The following is a 19,010-nucleotide window of genomic DNA, read 5'->3' as shown; positions in this document are numbered from 1 at the left end:
GTTACGAAATACCGTAAATTTACGGTATTTACACATCTTAAATTCTCGCAGACAACCTTAACAGAATCCTCTGCGAGAGTGGAACTAATACTTTGTCAAGCTAGTTTGAAAGGTTTGTAGTAAGGACTTTAGCCCTTACTACAAACTTGTTTATTCATACATCAATTGAAATTTGACAAACTACTAATCTCCTCAAGCAGGATGAAAATAGTCGTAAATTTCTTGAGCCAAACGCGGCCCGATTCCTGGAACCTCGGCAAGTTGCGGGGTTGTCGCTTGCCGAATATAGTCAACTGAGCGAAAATGCCCTAGTAGCTGCTTTTGTCGATGATGTCCTAAGCCAGGAATTTCATCTAAACGCGATCGCTTCAATTTATCACTGCGTTGTTGACGATGAAAACTCACTGCAAACCGATGCGCTTCATCCCGCAGTCGCCGTAACAACTGTACCCCTGGTTGTTCTGCATCAGTTGTCAAGGGTTTAGATTCTCCTGGTAAAAAAATCTCTTCTCGCTGCTTTGCTAAACTTACCACTCGTAAGTCTTCTAATAAATTCATCTCTTGCAAAACGGCGACAACCGATGATAACTGACCTTTACCACCATCAATCATGATTAAATCAGGCCAGTCAGGATTACCCAAACGTGCTAATTGCTGATCTTCCGCATATTTACGGAACCGCCGCTGGATGACTTCAGCAAGACTAGCAAAATCATCTGAATGTCCTGCTGTCACCGTAGGATTTTTAATTTTGTAGTGGCGATAGTGCTGCTTTGCTGGTAATCCGTCGATAAACACGACTTGCGAAGCTACAGCATTTGACCCTTGAATATGGGAAATGTCATAACCTTCAATGCGGTGAGGTACATCTGGTAAATCGAGAATGGTGGCTAAATCTTGCATTGCTTGGTGATTGCGATCGCCAAATTTCTGCATTCTTTGCAATTCATACTGAGCATTTCGCTCTACCATCTCAATTAATTCTGCTTTAGTTTGGCGCAAAGGAGTCAATATTGTGACTTTTTTGCCTTTACGTTGAGTTAAGACATCCGCTAATATCTCAGTATCTGGTAAATCATGTTGTACCAAAATCTCTAAGGGGATTTCTACGGAATCAGCAGTTTGATAATGTTCCTCTAAAGCTCGTTGTAAAATAGCTCCTGGTTCGGCGTGAGTATCCGCCACAAAGGCTAAACGTCCAACCAATTGCCCAGCGCGAATCTGGAATAGTTGAATGCAGGCGTGTTGTTCGTCAGCCGCTAGTGCGATCGCATCCCGCGAAACAGTATCATCTGGTAAGGAAACTTTCTGATCAGCTGTCAGCGACTTTAACCCAGAAATTTGATCGCGAATCCGCGCTGCTGACTCAAAATTCAAGTTCTCAGCGGCTGCGTTCATCTGTTGGGTCAAAATATCAATCAATTCCTGGGTTCGACCTTGAAAAACCATCGCTATTTTTTGGACAATTTTGCGATATTCTTCTGGTGAAATCATCTGTTGACAAACACCTGGACAACGCCCTAAATCAAAATTCAAGCAAGGGCGGTCTTTAAAAAGTGGTTGAGGTCGTTGTCGTTGTGGAAAAATACGCTTGCAGATGCGGACAATTTCTCGCAATAAACCAGCATCAGTATAAGGTCCGTAAAATTTATCCTTTTCTTTACCGAATTGGCGTTTACGGGTAATAAAAATTCGCGGATAATCTTCTGACCAAGTAATGCAGAGATAGGGATATTTTTTATCATCTTTGAGCAACACGTTAAAGTATGGCTGGTGCTGCTTGATCAAATTGGCTTCTAGCGCTAAAGCTTCAGCTTCAGTATCAGTGACGATGAATTCAATTTCTGTCACTAACTTGACCATCGTGGCGATCCGTTCAGTCTTGTTGTAGCCATCCCGGAAATAGGAACGGACACGCGATCGCAATTTACGTGATTTACCTATATATATAATGCGATCGCTCTTGTCCCGCATGAAATAAACCCCCGGTTCCGGTGGAATTTCGGCTAGACGGTTTTCTAGTCGTTCTGGCTCTTTAACCAGTGGTAATATTTGAGTAGATATTGTCACAACCAAAATTAGGTAATCTTTCTCTATTTTAAGAAAAATTATTTTTTTGTGCCGATTTAATAAATTATTTATCAAGTAAATATAAAGTAGTAGTCATGAGTGGCATCTACCAGAACAGATGAAAAAGGGGCTGGGGACTGTGGGAGAATAATAACCCCTAACTCAGCATTCAGCACTCTTTACTCATCACTCTCAAGCCAGGTAGGCTTTTAGCCCGCATAAAGAAAAGTCTGTTGTAGTCACTTCTTTGGCTTCCAAGGTAGAGGCTCACTTGCCAAAAAACTTACTGCAAGCAGTATAACTTTGGAGCGGACGAGAGTTTGTCTAGCTGCGGCCTTAGCCATTGGCTGCTACTGTCAGAATAAAAACTTTGCTTTTTGAATTTATAATTAATATTTTTAAATCGATCGTACTTTATTATTTGAAACTTTATAGTTTAGATTAGATGCTCGTATTTCTATATTGACTTCAGTTTTTTATTCATCAATAATATGTTTGTATATTGCTTGTATAAATATCACATAAAATTTTTATTTATTGATAATATTTATGTTTATTTATTGAATTTATAATATTAAGCGAATTAACGGATTTAGTCAGTTAATTTTACGATTATGATTGAAAAATATTTATTATGATGATTTCATACAAGAGCTAAATTATGAATTTACAAGACTTTGAAATCCAGTATCGTGAAGCTATGGCTGAAACTCTTAATGAACTGCAAACAGCAGTTTTGTTATTAGCGCAAGTACAACAGAAAATCTCAACAATTGGCAGTTCTGTACAAAGTCTTAGCGAGTGCGTTGAAGAGTTTATTGCCGAACAAAAAGCGGAATAAACACACAATTAGCAAAAAAGTTTATCTGTGGCGACAAGAAAACTGTTCTTCAATTGCAAGGATGAGATCCTTGAGTTTTAAAGGTTTGACAAAATAGCTACATGCACCCAAACTCAGAGCTAGTTCTTGATCTGCTTTAAAAGCAAAGGCTGAAACCACAATGATAGGTATTTTTGACAAATCAGGTTTTTGCTGGACTTGTTTTAAGAGTGAATAACCGTCAATATCTGGCAATTTCAAGTCCAATAACATTAAATCAGGCTCGAATTTCTCTATGGTTGAGAAAAAAGCAGAACCTTCTGATAAACTTTGGACTTCATAACCACAGTAACTTAGATAGTCACTAAGCAACATCCGATTAAGGTAATGGTCTTCAACTAGTAAAATTCGTCTAACTTTGTGTGACTGCAATGGCTGATTTATATTGAGTAATTGTACTGTCATTGCTACCTATTATCTGATTATCTTAATTAAAAGCTAGTAATTATTACCATAAACTAAAACAGTAGTGCATTTAAAGAGTGAAACAAATAGAAATTGTACTTATACGATTTAAATCCAAAATATAAATCAATCAAATTTAGCTGCACTATAGGAATCCGCTTTGATTCCTAAAATTATTTGCGTAGGGAGGGAACGGGGAACAGCGAAGAAGGAATAAAAGTGTACTAAGTTTTTTTCAAAAATCAAACACGAGTCATATACAATACTAAAATGATAGTATTATTAAATGTAATTAAATCGAAAATTAATCTTTTTTTTACTAATTTTTTATAATCTAGAGTATTAAGTTAACTTCTTTTTTACAAATTTAGTTGCCTAAATTTTATGAGTAAAACTACTTAAGTAATACTGGTACTAATATTATGGTAACAGCCCTTGCTGAAGCTGTGAGGGTAAGCAATACTATTGTTGTGCAAAATCCATGTTATAAACAAATTAACTCGCTAGGCACATACAGATGTACAATTTTGCAACCGATTCATTTGTTGCAAGTATTTTTAGAAATAGTATAACCTAGAAGATTAAATTTATTATAGCTGCAAGAAATTATTCATCAAAAAAGGGAGCTGTTAGCTCCCTTACTTATTTTTTGGAATGGAAACCGGAGTTTCAACCAGATACTTTTTTCAATTTGCGTCGGGTAGCAAAGACACCAGCAACACCCATAAGACCAAGTATTACTGATGGTTCTGGTGCTGAGACATACTCAGGTGTTGACCAAGTATAAATTGCACTATAGGATACGCCATCATCAGAAGCAGTAATACCGGATGCTGTGGGGTTAAAGCTATAGGCATAGTAAGTTTGACCACCAGTAACTACCTTAGCAATTTCACTAGCCGCAATTTCACCTTTATATGCATTTAATGCAGCTTGCAGAGTCAGTACATCTTTAAATGATGTGAGTTGAGAGATTTGACCTGGTAGCTGATTTTTGAAAGTATTTAAGTCACTAATTTGACCCGTCAGTTGAGTTTTAGTGGTATTTAGTGAAGTGATTTGACCCGTCAGTTGAGTTTTGGTAGTATTTAGTGAAGTGATTTGACTCGTCAGTTGAGTTTTGGTGGTATTTAGTGAAGTGATTTGACTCGTCAGTTGAGTTTTGGTGGTATTTAGTGGAGTGATTTGATTCGTCAGTTGAGTTTTGGTGGTATTTAGTGAAGTGATTTGACTCGTCAGTTGAGTTTTGGTGGTATTTAGTGAAGTGATTTGACTCGTCAGTGTTTGCCTTGTTCCTGCATTGGCTGGAGTGTTAGGAATTGCGTTCAGCTGTGTTTGCAGTGATGCAATTTGTCCAACAGTTGTGTTCAGTTGTGTTTGTAGTGATGCAATTTGTCCGACAGTTGTGTCTAGTTGTTTTTGCAGTGGTGCAATTTGTCCGGCAGTTGTGTCCAGTTGTGTTTGTAGTGGTGCAATCTGTCCGGGAATTTTGTCTAGTTGTGTTTGCAGTGTGGTAGTCTGTCCGGGAATTTTGTCCAGTTGTGTTTGCAGTGTAGTAATCTGTCCGGGAATTGCATCCAGTTTTGTTTGCAGTGTGGTAATCTGTCCGGGAATTGCATTCAGTTGTGTTTGTAGCTGTGGAATTAAACTTTCAACTTGTGAAAGGGTTGGTGAAGTCGTTTGTTGAGGAAACTGTGATTTAATTGCATTCCACTTTTCATCAACTTTAGTAGAAATAGTTGTTGCAAGTTTAGTCTTTACATCCAAGTGACCAACTAACTTCAGTTCCACCCCGCCATTTTGACCGAATTGGAAACCACCAATGTTAGGATCTCCCATGCCCAAGGAAGGAAAATAACTAGTTACTAGTGATTTACTGTCGGCTGAAAACCCGTTCCATACTGATTGAAATGGTGTGTAGCTACTCAATAAATCGCCTAGCCATTGCGAACCAAAACTATTCCAGTCATTAGCAGTGACACTACTAACGGTAGCACTGTAGTTTCCTTTTGTGGCGGTGAAGCCAACATTAGAACCTGGGGTTTCGCTACTATACCAAAGCTCAACGTTAGAACTGGAGTCGTTATCTGTCAAAGCTTTGATCGCAGCTTTAGTACCACCTTGGGCATTCCCTTTAATGAAGGTACCATTTGAGCCACCAGTGTAAGTGTTAATTTCTCCATTATTATCGAAGCTAAAAGATGTAGCGTGTGCTGGGGCAGTAGCAAGAGCGCTCACACCAATAGCCATTGAGGCACCAATTACAAGTGTCTGAAAAGTCGTTTTCATTGTTTTCAAGTCTCTGTCAGTTTGGAAGTTAAGTTTTAAACTACTGTCGTTTTTAGGCTTGGGCTGTCTTGACCACGGGCTTTTTGGCAATACTGCTGCTTAAAAGCACGACCTGTATTGTTAGCCGTCTTTGGTATCTGAGCGTACAAACCCAGTTTAAGAAACTGAGAGACCTGATTGGGTGAAGTTACTGCCGATTCTCAATAAAAAGATGAAGAATGTTTTGATAATTTTATAAGTTTAATTACTTATTTTAAGCATTTAGCATAGTTACAAAATTTACTACATAATATTTTCAAATTCAGTACAATACGGTAGGGACACATAAATGTGCGTCCCCACCGTATGTTCCATTAGTAAACTTTGCCACTACAAATCCTTGGCGTTGAGCTTGAGAAGAAATTTAATGAAGAAACTCAGCCATTCTTTCTACAGCAATTTCTAACAAAGGTGGCTCATGCACCAAGGCAAAACGGACATACCCTTCTCCAGATTTGCCAAAGCCAGCACCTGGAGAAACTGCTACACCAGTTTGTTTGACTAGCTGGGTACAAAATTCTACAGAGTTTTCACTCCAAGGTGAGGGCAATTTTGCCCAGATGTACATTGTGGCTTCGGGAGTAGGAACATTCCAGCCAATACGGTGTAAAGCATTGATGAAAGCATCACGCCGCCTCTGGAAGGTGATAACAGCAGATTTTACGCCAGATTGAGGGCCAGTTAAGGCAGCGATCGCACCATTCAAAATTCCCCGATACTGATTAAAATCAACGGCGGCTTTTACCTGGCGTAAGGCGTTAATTAACTGAGCATTACCGATGGCATAGCCAATGCGGAAGCCGCCCATATTGTAGGACTTGGAAAGGGTGAAAAATTCAATCGAGACGCTTTTTTCTGGATCAGCTTGCAGAATTGAAGGGACTAGGGATTTTGGATTTTGGATTTTGGATTTTGAATTGGGAAAAGAATTGCTCCACTCCCCAGTTTCCCCAAATACCAAATCTACGTAGGGAAAATCGTGAACCAACACGAGATTGTGTTGTTGACAGAAGGCGACAGCTTCTTGGAAGAAAGATAAAGGTGCGATCGCAGCGGTGGGATTATGAGGATAACTTAATACCATCATTCGCGACTGCGCCAAAACTGGGACAGGAATATCAGCAAAAACTGGTAAAAAACCATTTTCTGCCAGTAGTGGCATCGGGTAGATTTGACCGCTAGCTAGGTAGACTCCTCCCGCATGGGATGGATAACCTGGATCGAGCAACAGGGCAAAATCTCCTGGATTAAGTATTGCTAGGGGTAAATGGGCTGTGCCTTCTTGAGAACCAATTAGAGGTAGTACCTCAGTTTGAGGATCGACTTTGATACCAAATTTTTGTTCGTACCAGTTGGCCGCGGCTTCGCGAAATCCAAGGGTACCGTTAAACAACAGATAACCGTGAGTAGTGCGATCGCCAAGAGACTGGGCGATCGCCTCAAGAACGTGGGACTCGGCTGGTAAATCAGAAGACCCCAAGGATAAATCAATTACCTCTCGGCCAGCGGCCAAAGCGACAGCCTTGGCTCTGTCCATATCAGCAAATACATTCGATTTTAGGGGTTGTAAACGTTTTGCAAACTGTATGTTAGTCATTTGTCCTTTGTCATTTGTTCTTTGTCATTTGTCCTACCCTGCGGGAAGCCGCTGGCGCATCTATGTCATTTGTCAAATGACCAATACTTCTCTACCAGAGGCTGCATCAAGGGGAACGCTCAGTACAAGTGACCCATGACCAATACTTCGACTTACCTCGGCTTTGCTCGGCACGAGTCGCTCAGTACAAGTGACCAATGACTAATGACCAATGACCAATGACTAATTACTATTTAAGTGGGTATCTAGGAGAGCAAGTAATTTCTCTTTGCCGATGACTCCCTCGGTGGATATCAAAACTTCTTGGTCTTGAAATAATCTGAGGGCGGGTACACCTTCCACTTGATACTGCTTAACAGTCAGTGGGTTGGGGTCAATTTCCATTTTAACGACTTTGAGGCGATCGCTATATTTGCTAGCAGCTGAGTTAATCAGGGGCGACATCAATTGACAAGGGCCACACCAGGAAGCCCAAAAATAAACTAATACAGGCTGCTCGGCTTTTAACACTTCGGTTTCAAACTCAGCATCGGTTATGGTGATTACAGCCTTACTCATTGTAGTCTCCATCAGGTGGCGATCGAAGTTGGCACACACAATACTTTATCCCAAAGTTGTCAATAGTCCATAGTTAATAATTTATAGTTATTAGGATTGTTAACTATTGACTAATGACGTAAAATCCCACAGCCAACAGGTGTGGGACTAGCTCAAATAAGTTTTCTGTCAATTTTACAGTTGATCCAATTGCTTGCGTAAGGAATCTAACTCAGCATCAACCACCTCATTAGATTTAGGAGCAGTGGTTTGTTGTTGCGGTGGCAGTTGGGCTTGATTTTGGGGAGCGGCAGGTGGTAACATCTGGGCTTTCAAAGCTGCCAATTCATCATCAACATCGCTACTACCTTCCAATCTAGCAAATTGACTTTCTAAATCGGCACCTGCTAACTCTTGCCCTGCCTGGGCCCGGGCTTCTTGCATCAAGACTTTTTCTTCCATCCGCTCGAAGGCAGACATTGCACTACTAGTATTCATCCCACGCACCATGCCTTCGAGTTGCTCTTGGGCTTTGGCAGTGGTGATTCTAGCTTTGAGCATTTCTTTCTTGGTTTTAGCCTCAGAAATTTTGCTTTCCAGCTGGATTAAGTTGCGCTTGAGGGTATCAACTTGAGTGCTTTGTATATCTAAACTAGCTTTGAGAGATGTGCTGCTGTCAGTATAAGTTTTCTTACGCTCTAGAGCTTGTCGTGCAAGATTCTCATCACCTTTTTGCAGCGCTAGTTGGGCATTGCGTTGCCACTTATTGATTTCATTTTGGGCATCATTGTACTGTTTCTCACTGCGTTTTTGGGCGGCGATCGCTTGAGCTACTCCCTGACGCAGCTGTACCAAGTCTTCCTGCATTTCCAGGATGGCTTGCTCTAGCATTTTTTCGGGGTCTTCGGCTTTGTTAACCAGGTCGTTGAGGTTAGAACTAACTACTCGCTTAATGCGATCGAATAATCCCATAACTTTGTTTTTCCTTGTGTGATTTACGCTCTTTGTTGGACAGTTAGCTTTTTTACTTTTTTATAGCTACCTATTTCAATGTAATCTTTCCAGTTTGAATCAGTACCTCCTAACAACTCTTAATTGTTAAGATATGCCAAACTGGGGTAATTAGTCGAACTTCAAGAATCCTGAGTTTTGGGTAACTGCTGTTGGGGAGGCTGCTCTGTCTTTTGGTCCTCAGTTAGGATTTTGTGCTGTGTGTTTTCTGACTGCTTGAAAACCTGCACCTTCATCGCTGCCAATTCGGTATCTACATCATTAGATTCTAAAGAAGTAAATTGTGTTTCCAAGTCGTCGCTACTAAGTTGAGCTATGGCTTCTGATTGAGCTTCTATCTGTGAAACTTTTTCTTCCATACGCTCAAAGGCACTCAGACTGTTATTAGCAGAAACTCCGCCGAGCATTTCTTGGAGGCGATAAGACGCTTCAGCAGAACGCGCGCGGGCAATATACATATCTTTTTTAGTTTTCGCCTCGGAAATTTTTAACTCTAGCGATCGCATATCCTTTTTTAGCCTAGCAACTATCTCGTTTTGCTGCTCTATCTGCGAACAGAGGGCTGTAGTAGTTTCTTTATAGGCTTGGCGCTTAGTCAAAGCTTCACGTGCTAGAGGTTCATTGCCTTGTTGCAGCGCTAATTGGGCGCGGCGATACCATTCTTCCGTTTGCGACTGAGCGGCCGCTGCTTGTCGTTCGGTGCGTTTCTGGGTAGCGATCGCTTGTGCTACACCCTGCCGCAACTGCACCAGATTTTCCTGCATTTCCAGGACAGCTTGCTCCAAAATCTTTTCTGGATCTTCTGCACCACCGATCAAACTATTGAGATTAGCGCGAATCACCCGCAGAATACGCTTGATTAATTCCATATCGGCTCTCCAACGAAATCCAGTTCTGAGTGCTGAGTTCTGAGTGCTGAGTGCTGAGTGCTGAGTATAATTATTCTTTTTTGTCACAGGGTAGTTATGAGTTATGGAGTACTGAGTGCCTAATTAAAGTTTTGAGTATAATATTTTTTGTTGTGAGGTCGTAAACAAACAATATTTTGTCTCTTTGTCTCTACCACTCAGCATGGGCTAAACCTGCTACCACTCAGCACTCAGCACTCCCTACTCAGCACTTATTGGCTCAGGACTGTTATCTCATGGTATCGTAGATTTTTGCAATTCATGGCTGCTGAACTCGTGCCTTGATTCCCTTCGCTTCTAACAGTTTCATCTGTTGTTTTACTTGCTCTTTAGTTTTAAAAGCACCCAGATAAATCAATTCTTTGTTAAGCGATAAATAAGCATCAGGAATTATTTGCCGTGCTGAGGCAAAAGCTGCTCCTTTATTATCTATCACTACATGATAAAACCCATCTGTTCCTGGTTTGATTTCTGTATCTGGCTTTGGTGACGTTGCGATTGGCTTGGGCGAGGTTTTTGTCGGTGAAGTGGAAGGTAAAGAAAGAGGAGGCAAGGATTGTATTCTCGGTACTGGTGCTAAGGCGATCGGGTTGGTCGGTTGGGCTGTATTGGGGTTAGACAATGCCCCTTGAGGATTTGCGGGGTTTTGGGGAACAACTGGATTAGGCACTACTGCGGGGGTTGGTTGGACTTTGGGTTTTAAGCCAACTACATCATTGGGATCTCTTACTTCAGGAAACTCTTCAGTAGCTAGATTGGGATATTTGGGTATAGATGTGCTTGGTGGCTGAATTTGAGGTTGGACATTACTCCCAACTTCCTCAGTATTTTCTGGTGTGGGGGAGGAGTTGCCGTTAAATAAATTGCCTAAATTCCATTGTGGCAAGCTTTTGGGATTGAAGACTGCATAACCCAAGATCAGACTAGCTACCAATAGCAGCAACATGGAGCCAATACCCAAAGGTGATAGCAGACTATCGTTAGAATTGCTTGGTTTCTTGGTGGTTTCTGGTTGTTCTTCTGTCAGACTTCGCAGCAGTGCTTCACTAGACTCTAAATAGTCATCTGGGTGCTTGGGGCTATCATCTGTCTGCAAGTGATTTTCGCTTTTAGTATTTTTAACGATTGCTGGCACGATACTGCTATTAAAGTTGGGTGGGGGTGGTGGAAGTTGAGTTTGTGTTTTGGCTGCATTGGAGGTAGAGGGCGCATTCAGATTATTCAGTTCCTCAATTGCCGTAGTTGGTGCTGGATTCATCTCAGGATTCACAGCTACAGATGCGGGTGAAACATCAATTTTTGCCGTAGCTGGCGCTGGATTCATCTCAGGATTCACGGGTACAGATACAGGCGATACGTTGGTTTTAATTTCCGTTGCTGATGACTGAGTTGCGCCCAATATTGTCGAAATGGTACTTAACGGTTGGGGTTGTCCGCTGATGTAACTTGCAACACGGGACTGCTTAGATGACACCAAACCAGTTCGCGTGCGTCGGTATCGAGCTAACTCTTGATCTAGTGGCACCTCTAAACTTGCTAGTGCTGCTGCTAGTACTGGTTTCAATCCAGGTGTTTTAGACGATTGATGAGTGCTGGAGTCGTTCAGGGAGTTTTGAGTCATTGCCTTTTTGCCTCAAACGTAGATTACTGGAATCAACTTTTAGATAGATATATTTTGTGATAATAGTAGCGGAAATTATTTAAATAGATAGAGTGGGCATTGGGCATTGGGCATGGAGAAGAGACAAGGTAGACAAAAAAGAGGGGGGAGACTTGGGAGAGACTTGTTCAATAATTTCCCCTTGTCCTCCTTGTCCCCTTGTCCCCTTGTCTCCCCTGCTCCCGTGCTTTCCACTCCCACACTCCCCACTTTGAACGATGTCGTTGAAATCAATTAATGATGTTTTAAGGATTCTGGAAAAGCAATCGAAATGGCAGGAGCAACCATTTCAACGCCTGCTCAAGTGTTGGGCAGAAGTTGTTGGCCCAGTAGTTGCCGCAAATACTCGACCATTATTAATTCAGCGTGATGTTTTGTCGGTAGCAACTTCTAGTGCTGCTTGGGCGCAAAACCTGACTTTTGGTCGCACATCTCTACTTTTAAAGTTGAATAAAAAGCTGCCAACGCCTTTGGTTGATATTCGCTTCTCTACTGCTGGCTGGCAGAATCCGTTGGTGGAAAGAAAACAGCAACAAACGGTTTCGCCTCATGAGCATCCCAGTTACCTTGGTGATGAGATTAACCGCCCCGATCCTATACCTACCAAGGATGTAAATGCGGCTTTTGGATATTGGACAAAGATTGTGCGATCGCGATCGCATGGCTTACCCTTTTGTCCCCAGTGCCAATCTCCCACCCCTCCCGGTGAACTCCAGCGCTGGGAAGTCTGTTCTGTCTGTGCTGCTAAACAGTTTTCAAAGCAAAATAGTTGAGCGATTATTTGTTGAGCAAAGTTTATCCTGAAATAACTTGCTGCTATTACATCAAATTTTTATGATTCTTGAGAAAAAGTATAATTTGCCGCTGAAATATGCCAAATGTGGTATGCAAAGCAGACTATTTATGTGAAATTCTATGCCTTAAGCCATCCTTAAGGAGGAATTTAAAAGGCTGAATAAATCAAAAGCTTTAGTTTTAGTCTTGATCCCTAATAAGTTTTAGACGATACCTATATATAACTGCTTTAGGAATTATTTAAATATATAACAAGATTATAAAAATATCCTGAAGTTTATTTTTTACTTGGGATCGCTGAAACCTATAGAAAATAATGACTTTTTGGCTTTTCTCCGTCTTTATATATAGAAGCAGAATATAAAGATGAAATTCAGCCAGAAACAACACTAAAGATGAATCCGAATGAAACCCATTAAAGTTTTAGCATCTGCCTGTAGATATTGCCGTCATTACCAGCCAGAAGGTCGCCGTGGTGGAACGTGCCAGCAGTTGGGCGCACCAGTTCAAGCGACTTGGAAAGCTTGCTCTTTGGCGCTTCCACCTTTTGCACCTTCTTGGGAAACCTTAGAAGATGCTTGGGGTTTACCAGATGCAGCTCCAGTTTTAACATCTTGTCAATCTTTAGCTTCAGATTTCGATAATGCTGTTGCTCCTCTAGAGGAAATAGCTGCCTCCATATCTGAACAGGTAAAAACTAAAGCAGTGGTTATTTAGTCATCCATTATTACTGGACTGAGTTTGTAGTCTGCTTAAAATAAGATTTGTTTTTAAGATTTTTAGTGCTGTAAAAGTTGATATATACAAAAATCGCACCTTACTATAGGGTGCGATTTTTGCAATTCTAAGGTAGCCAAGGAAAAGAGCGAAAATCTGGTGGACGCTTTTCAAGAAAAGCTTGTTTGCCCTCAGCTCCTTCTTCTGTCATGTAATAAAGTAGGGTGGCGTTGCCAGCAAGTTCTTGTAAACCAGCTTGTCCGTCACAATCAGCGTTAAAAGCAGCTTTAAGACATCGAATTGCGATCGGACTTTTTTCTAAAATCTCTTGCGCCCATTGAATCCCTTCCGCTTCTAGTTGTTCTACTGGGACGACACAATTAATTAAGCCCATTTCTAAAGCTTGCTGTGCATCATATTGGCGGCAGAGAAACCAAATTTCTCTAGCTTTTTTTTGTCCCACGATGCGGGCAAGATAGCTGGCTCCAAAACCACCGTCAAAACTGCCGACTTTCGGGCCCGTCTGTCCGAAAATGGCATTATCGGCAGCGATGGTAAGGTCGCAAATTAAGTGTAGGACGTGTCCACCACCGATTGCATATCCAGCTACTAAAGCAATCACCACTTTCGGCATGGAACGAATCAGCCGTTGTAAGTCCAGCACATTCAAGCGAGGGATGCCAGTATCGTCCACATAACCCGCATGTCCCCGCACGCTTTGATCGCCACCAGAACAGAAGGCATATTTACCATCAGTGTGTGGTCCATATCCAGTAAATAGGACAACACCAATACTAGTATCTTCACGAGCATTAGAGAAAGCGTCATACAGTTCAAAGACTGTTTCAGGACGGAAGGCATTGCGTTTATGGGGACGGTTGATGGTAATTTTCGCAATGCCATCAGTTTTTTGATACAGAATATCTTCGTAGGTTTTGGCAGTTTGCCAGTTAATTTGCATTGGTATGGGGTGCGCTGTTGTTTGAGAATTTTATCGCGGACGTAGGGACAAGCGATACCTGCGGTGGTCACTGACTTGTACTGAGCGCAGTCGAAGTAGCTAAGTCGAAGTGTGGGTTACGTCTACGTTAAAATTGGTATCCCAAGCCTTTACAATCTGGTAATCGTCTGGGTGTTAAGGAATATAAATGCGACGTGACACCATCTTCTACAAATTATTTAAACAATTTCCCGGTTTGCTGTTTGAATTAGTAGATGAACCACCCCCAGAAGCAGAAAACTACCAGTTTGAATCGGTTGAAGTGAAAGAAACCGCGTTTCGGATTGATGGAGTGTTTTTACCCCCCGCGAATGCAGTTTCCAAAACCGTCTTTTTTGCAGAAGTCCAGTTTCAGAAGGACGAAGACTTATATCACCGCTTCTTTAGCGAATTATTTTTGTTTCTCTACCGACACTCGATTCGTTACGATGACTGGTTTGGAGTAATAATTTTTGGTTCTCGCAGCCTAGAACCTTCTTCCCCTTCGATTCACCGCGCTTTGCTGGAAAGTGGTCAAGTCAGGCGGGTTTATCTGGATGAGTTGGGAGATTTGCGACAACAACCTTTGGGATTGGGTTTGATGTTGCTGACAAATGTTACTTCTGAAACAGAAGCAGTTGAAGGTGCGCGGTTTTTGTTGGAGCAAGCACAGCAACAATCGGAGCAAGCGATAATTGATTTAGTGACGACGATAATTGTCTACAAGTTTTCTAACCTTAGTCGAGAGGAGATTGCAACGATGTTGGGACTGAATTTGGAAGAACCACGGGCTATTCGGGAAGCGAAGGAAGAAGGAGAAAGAAAGGTCGTTTTACGACAGTTAAAGCGACTTGTGGGTACAATTCCTGATGCGCTTCTGTTCCAGATTCAAGGGTTATCGGTGGAACAGTTGGAAGCTTTAGGTGATGCTTTGTTGGATTTCTCTACTCTTGCTGACTTAGAAGGATGGTTACAAGGTGAAGTAAGCGGGTAAGTTTCACGCACAGCAGAAGGGCGATCGCATCCGCTAAAATTCTCATAGCTAAATCTGAGGCTGGAAGAAACACGAGTATATCAGGAAGCGGTGGAAAGAGGAGTGCGATCGCTCCTCCTGCAACTGTTAAAACGACTATTTGATGAAATTGCTGAGGAACTGTGGAAACGTTAGCTTTGGCATTATTGGAATTGAGATTGCGATCGCTGACTTGGAAGGGTAGTTACAAAATCAATCAGTAAATTACTGAGTTAATTTTCTCGCTTTTCTAATATTTTGAAGCCTCATATTCTCAGCAATAAGCTCTTGAGCGCGAGCTTGAATTTTTGCTAGACGTGCTGGTGGAAGTTTTTCCATTACATCACTTAGTTTTGTTGCCATAATTTCATTATCCTTTTTATTTCAGTTCATCGATATAAAAATAATATTACTGGGAATACTATTATTAGGATTTATTTTCTTAGTAAAAGGATTTAAATATATGGATGACCTTAAAATTTTACTAAATCGTGCCTCATTTGAGGAGAGGAAAGCATTGGCAGAGATTCTTAAGGCAAAACAACCAACAGCCGATTCTATCGTTGATCGTCTATGTGAAAAGAGTCAAGATGCTGTCAGTTATGTATTTAATGAAATATTTGATGAGCGTCCAAGTTATCAAAAAATAGTTAGGCGTGCTGCTAAAAAGTTAAACATAAAATGTAGTAAATATGAATCTGCTAGTGCAATGGAGATCAAAATTGCACAGAAAGTTATGGAAACAATCTTGGAGAAAATGACCCCAGAGCAAAAGCAAGAAATAGAACAGCAGTTACGAAAAACAGCATCAAAATTTGATAAAGGAGGTGAATTATTAGGAAGTACTAGTATTTTTCTTGCTTTGACAGGCGCTCAATTGTCTGGTTTTGGTATTTACTTACTGGCTTCAACAACATTGGGTACACTTACCGGAGTAATAGGGGTTACTTTACCCTTTGTTGCTTATACAACAATGTCAAGTGCAATAGCTGTGATTATCGGGCCAGTTGGTTGGATAGGTGCAGGATTATTCACAGTATGGCAGTTGGCAGGCCCTAGTTATAAGAGAGTTATTCCAGCTATTCTTTATATTTGCGCCCTCAGAGCAAGATTGGATGGTGGTTTTGCTTAATTTTTTCTATACTTTCAAAATATGTGATTGTCTAGACTGATTGTTTTAGTTGGGGTTCATCTTTCAAATAAGCTTTAACTACAGAATGTATAGCTATTTCGCCTCAACCTTAATGACGAACATCTTTAACCTTAGTTATTTTGTTATCCACTACAACTACATACACTCCTCTAATAAGTAGATTTTGTACCATCCACTTGTCTTGAACTATAAACAATTCGTAACCGCTGCCTTTTACATATTCAGTAGCTTCTTCAACTGTTTTTCCAATCAAAATTCTTTCATCTATCATGACTTTTTGATTTTAATTTTCTAACGCTGAATTATTATCTTCACTTACAATATAGTTAAATTGCAATATTTGCGCCAAACTTCCGTAAATTATCCTGTCGCCACTTGGCATCTTTTTTCCGATTTGTCTGCAACTCTAAAACCCGAATTCCCTTAGCTGGAAGCGGGTTTAATCTTTGCTGTAATTGCTGCCAAGAAGTTATCAATTCATGCTGCACATTATAAGTGGCGCACAACTGAGCAAAATCAATATCCTGGGGAGTGCCAAAAAACTCTTCAAATGGTGGATCAAATTTTGCGATGGGTAACATTTCAAAAATCCCACCGCCATTGTTATTGATTAAGACAATCGTGAGATGTCCGACAAACTTATTGCGGATTAAAAAACCATTAGTGTCATGCAACAGAGCTAAATCTCCCGTTAAGATCACACTACTTTGCTGGCGATGGGCAATTCCTAAAGCTGTGGATAATGTGCCATCAATGCCATTTGCACCCCGGTTAAAGTACGATCGCACTCCTAAATTATTTGGTTTCCAGAAATATTCCACATCTCGCACAGGCATACTATTGGCAATAAACAGAGGCGTTTCTGGCGGTAAAATCTGAGAAATTAACCAAGCTGCTTTACTTTCAATGATTTCATCTATCTCCGCCATCGTCTGGTCAACAACTAACCTGACTTTAGCTTCCGCATCGCACCATTGCTGCAAATAGTCTGAGGAGAAAGATAAATTTATCTCCTCTGCCTTTATCTCTTCTACAGATATCCGTAAATGCGTCGTCCTCCCGTGCAAAGGGTCAAGGTTTTGGTCACTAGGATCGATTACCCAGCGTCGCGGTTGGGCTGCATCTATCCAGCTACGTAGTTCTTTACTCGTAGGCATTTCTCCCACCTGAATCACCATTTCGGGCGCTAACTGCTTTGCTAGTTGCTGATTTCGCAAAATTAGATCGTAGGTGGAAATCAAATAAGGGTTGAGTTCGGCATAATTTCTGACTGGGGAGAGTCCCTCAGCTAGCACAGGCCATTTGAGAGTTTGGGAAAGATGCGCGATCGCTCTACAATATTCCTCTGGTTGCTGTGGTTGGGCAACACCTGCGATGATGATACCGCGATCGCATTCTTTCCATTCTTGGGGAATGGGGAATGGGGAATTGGGAATGGGGAATGGGGTAGTCCTTGTTATTCCTGCGAAAAATTCTTCTGGGTGAAACTGCGATCGCAAATAGCTCAAATCATTTCCATCAGGCAGAGGTGCTAAGGGATCGCGAAAGGGAATATTCAAATGTACTGGCCCCTTTGTAGGATTTTGCGCCCTTTCCCAGCTATGAATTACCGTTTGTCGCAGATAAGCTAGCATTCCCAGATCGGCACAGGGTAAGGCTAACTCTGTTTGCCAATTTGGGTAGTTTCCATATAATCTCAATTGATCTACAGTTTGCCCAGAGTGACAATCTCGCAATTCTGGCGGTCTATCGGTAGTTAATATCAACAGTGGTACGCGACTATATGAGGCTTCAATGACTGCTGAATAAAAATTTGCTCCTGCTGTACCAGAGGTGCAAACTAGTACCACTGGCCGTCCGGTTGCTTTAGCTTGTCCCAAGGCGAAAAAGGCGGCGGAACGTTCATCGAGAATGGAAATTGCTTCAATCTCAGGTGCTTGTTGAGCAAAGGCGATCGCTAAGGGTGTAGAGCGCGATCCAGGACAAATGATGGCACAAGTCAATCCCAATCGCTTTAGCGTCTCTGTTAAAATATAAGCCCAAAGTTGATTAACATTCCTATAAGCGATCGGCATTAAATCAAACATAGCTATAAAACAATCTTAAATTTTAGATTTTGTCTAGGGAAATTCAATTTAAAATCCATCAATGCGGTGTTGGGTTCCATCACCGCCACGCGAGTTTCTGGGAAAGAAAATCTCCAAGCAAACTTGCTGAACTTTCTACAAAATGCACAATTTGCTCTCAAACTTTTATGGACTGCATTCATTTAACGGGAATTCGCGGCTATGGCTACACTGGGTATCTACCAGAAGAACAGGTGCTAGGACAATGGTTTGAGGTAGATGTGAGGTTATGGTTGGATATCTCCACAGCGGCCAAGACTGACGCGATCGAAGACACTTTAGATTATCGCAGCGTCATTAGCTTGACACAACATCTGATCAAAACGTCTAAATTTGTTTTGGTGGAGAAATTGGTAACAACGATCGCAGATTCTATCCTCCAAGAGTGCGATCGTGTAACAAAAGTCCAAGTCACTCTCAGCAAACCTGCCGCACCTATTCCAGACTTTGGTGGCAAAATTAGCATTGAACTGACTAAAATCAAGTCCAACCTTTAATTCACAAAATGTGTTTTTTTCAATATCTATCAGATAGCAAAGAACGGGAGGTTTATGTGGAGCTTGGAAGTGTCTCACAATGAGAATCTTTCCTGCCATTGGCACCAGTACCTATTGATTACCAAAAAACTAAAAAATCCCGCGAGCGGCTGATGAACATTTAACTTACATATTTTCAGAGGAGAGGAATTGTGATTAAGTATTAACCAGAAGCTCTAGAGCTAGTATTTTATTTTTAAAATACGCTTAGTGGCGTGGCAAGGCTAAAATAGTGCATTAAAAATATCTCAGCTATTGATATTTGAGAAACCTAACTAATTTTATCTTGCACATAT

General features: G+C 41.3%; 18 protein-coding genes. 6 read left to right on the top strand and 12 right to left on the bottom strand.

Translation table 11 applies throughout. From position 1 onward, the window contains the following. Positions 1-192: 192 nt before the first annotated feature. Complete coding sequence (gene uvrC, locus ACR5KR_RS15685; RefSeq protein WP_448267150.1) at positions 193-2,070, bottom strand: excinuclease ABC subunit UvrC; 1,878 nt, start codon at positions 2,068-2,070, stop codon at positions 193-195. A 661-nt stretch (positions 2,071-2,731) separates the two neighbouring features. On the opposite strand from uvrC, the gene ACR5KR_RS15680 reads away from it, so the two are divergent. Then, on the top strand, positions 2,732-2,911 hold the full coding sequence (locus ACR5KR_RS15680; protein ID WP_335006579.1) for a hypothetical protein: 180 nt from the start codon (positions 2,732-2,734) through the stop codon (positions 2,909-2,911). 21 nt (positions 2,912-2,932) lie between these two features. Here ACR5KR_RS15680 and ACR5KR_RS15675 read toward each other — a convergent pair whose 3' ends face one another. From ACR5KR_RS15675 to ACR5KR_RS15645, 7 genes are all read right to left on the bottom strand, one after another. Then, complete coding sequence (locus tag ACR5KR_RS15675) at positions 2,933-3,355, bottom strand: response regulator (protein WP_445631554.1); 423 nt, start codon at positions 3,353-3,355, stop codon at positions 2,933-2,935. 669 nt (positions 3,356-4,024) lie between these two features. After that, positions 4,025-5,644 carry an NF038130 family PEP-CTERM protein gene (locus ACR5KR_RS15670; RefSeq protein WP_448267149.1) on the bottom strand — a complete coding sequence of 540 codons (1,620 nt, stop codon included), beginning with the start codon at positions 5,642-5,644 and terminating at the stop codon, positions 4,025-4,027. Between the two features lie 403 nt (positions 5,645-6,047). Then, the gene (locus ACR5KR_RS15665) at positions 6,048-7,280 is read right to left on the bottom strand and encodes an LL-diaminopimelate aminotransferase (protein WP_448267148.1); all 1,233 of its coding nucleotides are present in this window, start codon (positions 7,278-7,280) and stop codon (positions 6,048-6,050) included. Between the two features lie 222 nt (positions 7,281-7,502). After that, positions 7,503-7,838, bottom strand: coding sequence for a thioredoxin family protein (locus ACR5KR_RS15660; RefSeq protein WP_322696316.1), 336 nt, complete (start codon positions 7,836-7,838; stop codon positions 7,503-7,505). A gap of 174 nt (positions 7,839-8,012) precedes the next feature. Beyond that, a complete protein-coding gene (locus ACR5KR_RS15655; protein WP_448267147.1) occupies positions 8,013-8,789 on the bottom strand; it encodes a PspA/IM30 family protein in 777 nt (258 codons plus the stop codon). Between the two features lie 161 nt (positions 8,790-8,950). Beyond that, a complete protein-coding gene (locus tag ACR5KR_RS15650; protein WP_445631558.1) occupies positions 8,951-9,697 on the bottom strand; it encodes a PspA/IM30 family protein in 747 nt (248 codons plus the stop codon). A 298-nt stretch (positions 9,698-9,995) separates the two neighbouring features. Next, the gene (locus tag ACR5KR_RS15645) at positions 9,996-11,357 is read right to left on the bottom strand and encodes a hypothetical protein (protein ID WP_445631559.1); all 1,362 of its coding nucleotides are present in this window, start codon (positions 11,355-11,357) and stop codon (positions 9,996-9,998) included. Positions 11,358-11,614: 257 nt separating this feature from the next. On the opposite strand from ACR5KR_RS15645, the gene ACR5KR_RS15640 reads away from it, so the two are divergent. Both ACR5KR_RS15640 and ACR5KR_RS15635 read left to right on the top strand, forming a co-directional pair. Further along, on the top strand, positions 11,615-12,169 hold the full coding sequence (locus tag ACR5KR_RS15640) for a DUF721 domain-containing protein (RefSeq protein WP_445631560.1): 555 nt from the start codon (positions 11,615-11,617) through the stop codon (positions 12,167-12,169). 427 nt (positions 12,170-12,596) lie between these two features. Then, positions 12,597-12,908 carry a hypothetical protein gene (locus ACR5KR_RS15635; protein WP_335234149.1) on the top strand — a complete coding sequence of 104 codons (312 nt, stop codon included), beginning with the start codon at positions 12,597-12,599 and terminating at the stop codon, positions 12,906-12,908. Positions 12,909-13,035: 127 nt separating this feature from the next. Here the strand turns inward: ACR5KR_RS15635 and menB are convergent, their stop codons facing one another. Further along, positions 13,036-13,869 (bottom strand): 1,4-dihydroxy-2-naphthoyl-CoA synthase, encoded by an 834-nt coding sequence (gene menB / locus ACR5KR_RS15630; RefSeq protein ID WP_448267146.1) that lies wholly within the window; start codon positions 13,867-13,869, stop codon positions 13,036-13,038. Positions 13,870-14,056: 187 nt separating this feature from the next. Here menB and ACR5KR_RS15625 point away from each other — a divergent pair, with 187 nt between their 5' ends. After that, positions 14,057-14,881, top strand: a complete 825-nt coding sequence (locus tag ACR5KR_RS15625; protein ID WP_448267145.1) for a DUF2887 domain-containing protein — start codon at positions 14,057-14,059, stop codon at positions 14,879-14,881. Positions 14,882-15,124: 243 nt separating this feature from the next. On the opposite strand, the gene ACR5KR_RS15620 is transcribed toward ACR5KR_RS15625, so the two are convergent. Then, positions 15,125-15,262 carry a hypothetical protein gene (locus ACR5KR_RS15620; protein WP_448267144.1) on the bottom strand — a complete coding sequence of 46 codons (138 nt, stop codon included), beginning with the start codon at positions 15,260-15,262 and terminating at the stop codon, positions 15,125-15,127. Positions 15,263-15,362: 100 nt separating this feature from the next. On the opposite strand from ACR5KR_RS15620, the gene ACR5KR_RS15615 reads away from it, so the two are divergent. Then, positions 15,363-16,031 (top strand): hypothetical protein, encoded by a 669-nt coding sequence (locus ACR5KR_RS15615; RefSeq protein ID WP_448267143.1) that lies wholly within the window; start codon positions 15,363-15,365, stop codon positions 16,029-16,031. A gap of 109 nt (positions 16,032-16,140) precedes the next feature. On the opposite strand, the gene ACR5KR_RS15610 is transcribed toward ACR5KR_RS15615, so the two are convergent. Together ACR5KR_RS15610 and menD are read right to left on the bottom strand one after the other, a co-directional pair. Then, on the bottom strand, positions 16,141-16,323 hold the full coding sequence (locus tag ACR5KR_RS15610) for a hypothetical protein (RefSeq protein WP_448267142.1): 183 nt from the start codon (positions 16,321-16,323) through the stop codon (positions 16,141-16,143). A 55-nt stretch (positions 16,324-16,378) separates the two neighbouring features. Then, entirely contained in the window at positions 16,379-18,139 is a 1,761-nt protein-coding gene (gene menD / locus ACR5KR_RS15605) for a 2-succinyl-5-enolpyruvyl-6-hydroxy-3-cyclohexene-1-carboxylic-acid synthase (RefSeq protein WP_448267141.1), read from the bottom strand. Between the two features lie 167 nt (positions 18,140-18,306). Between menD and folB the strand changes: the two genes are divergently transcribed. Further along, on the top strand, positions 18,307-18,675 hold the full coding sequence (gene folB / locus ACR5KR_RS15600; RefSeq protein ID WP_335006609.1) for a dihydroneopterin aldolase: 369 nt from the start codon (positions 18,307-18,309) through the stop codon (positions 18,673-18,675). Positions 18,676-19,010: the final 335 nt, after the last annotated feature.

It is taken from the genome of Nostoc sp. DSM 114159 (assembly GCF_053470285.1).
The sequence above is the reverse complement of the archived record's forward strand: the minus strand, read 5'-3'. Positions and strand labels throughout refer to the sequence as shown.

Excerpts from the sequence above, each read along its gene's own strand:
- ACR5KR_RS15640 (WP_445631560.1), top strand. The coding sequence starts at position 11,615 with ATGTCGTTGAAATCAATTAATGATGTTTTAAGGATTCTGGAAAAGCAA.
- menB (WP_448267146.1), bottom strand. The coding sequence starts at position 13,869 with ATGCAAATTAACTGGCAAACTGCCAAAACCTACGAAGATATTCTGTAT.
- ACR5KR_RS15675 (WP_445631554.1), bottom strand. The coding sequence starts at position 3,355 with ATGACAGTACAATTACTCAATATAAATCAGCCATTGCAGTCACACAAA.
- folB (WP_335006609.1), top strand. The coding sequence starts at position 18,307 with ATGGACTGCATTCATTTAACGGGAATTCGCGGCTATGGCTACACTGGG.
- ACR5KR_RS15625 (WP_448267145.1), top strand. The coding sequence starts at position 14,057 with ATGCGACGTGACACCATCTTCTACAAATTATTTAAACAATTTCCCGGT.
- ACR5KR_RS15670 (WP_448267149.1), bottom strand. The coding sequence starts at position 5,644 with ATGAAAACGACTTTTCAGACACTTGTAATTGGTGCCTCAATGGCTATT.
- ACR5KR_RS15645 (WP_445631559.1), bottom strand. The coding sequence starts at position 11,357 with ATGACTCAAAACTCCCTGAACGACTCCAGCACTCATCAATCGTCTAAA.
- ACR5KR_RS15615 (WP_448267143.1), top strand. The coding sequence starts at position 15,363 with ATGGATGACCTTAAAATTTTACTAAATCGTGCCTCATTTGAGGAGAGG.
- ACR5KR_RS15665 (WP_448267148.1), bottom strand. The coding sequence starts at position 7,280 with ATGACTAACATACAGTTTGCAAAACGTTTACAACCCCTAAAATCGAAT.
- ACR5KR_RS15655 (WP_448267147.1), bottom strand. The coding sequence starts at position 8,789 with ATGGGATTATTCGATCGCATTAAGCGAGTAGTTAGTTCTAACCTCAAC.
- menD (WP_448267141.1), bottom strand. The coding sequence starts at position 18,139 with ATGTTTGATTTAATGCCGATCGCTTATAGGAATGTTAATCAACTTTGG.
- ACR5KR_RS15660 (WP_322696316.1), bottom strand. The coding sequence starts at position 7,838 with ATGAGTAAGGCTGTAATCACCATAACCGATGCTGAGTTTGAAACCGAA.
- ACR5KR_RS15650 (WP_445631558.1), bottom strand. The coding sequence starts at position 9,697 with ATGGAATTAATCAAGCGTATTCTGCGGGTGATTCGCGCTAATCTCAAT.
- ACR5KR_RS15610 (WP_448267142.1), bottom strand. The coding sequence starts at position 16,323 with ATGATAGATGAAAGAATTTTGATTGGAAAAACAGTTGAAGAAGCTACT.
- ACR5KR_RS15680 (WP_335006579.1), top strand. The coding sequence starts at position 2,732 with ATGAATTTACAAGACTTTGAAATCCAGTATCGTGAAGCTATGGCTGAA.
- ACR5KR_RS15620 (WP_448267144.1), bottom strand. The coding sequence starts at position 15,262 with ATGGCAACAAAACTAAGTGATGTAATGGAAAAACTTCCACCAGCACGT.
- ACR5KR_RS15635 (WP_335234149.1), top strand. The coding sequence starts at position 12,597 with ATGAAACCCATTAAAGTTTTAGCATCTGCCTGTAGATATTGCCGTCAT.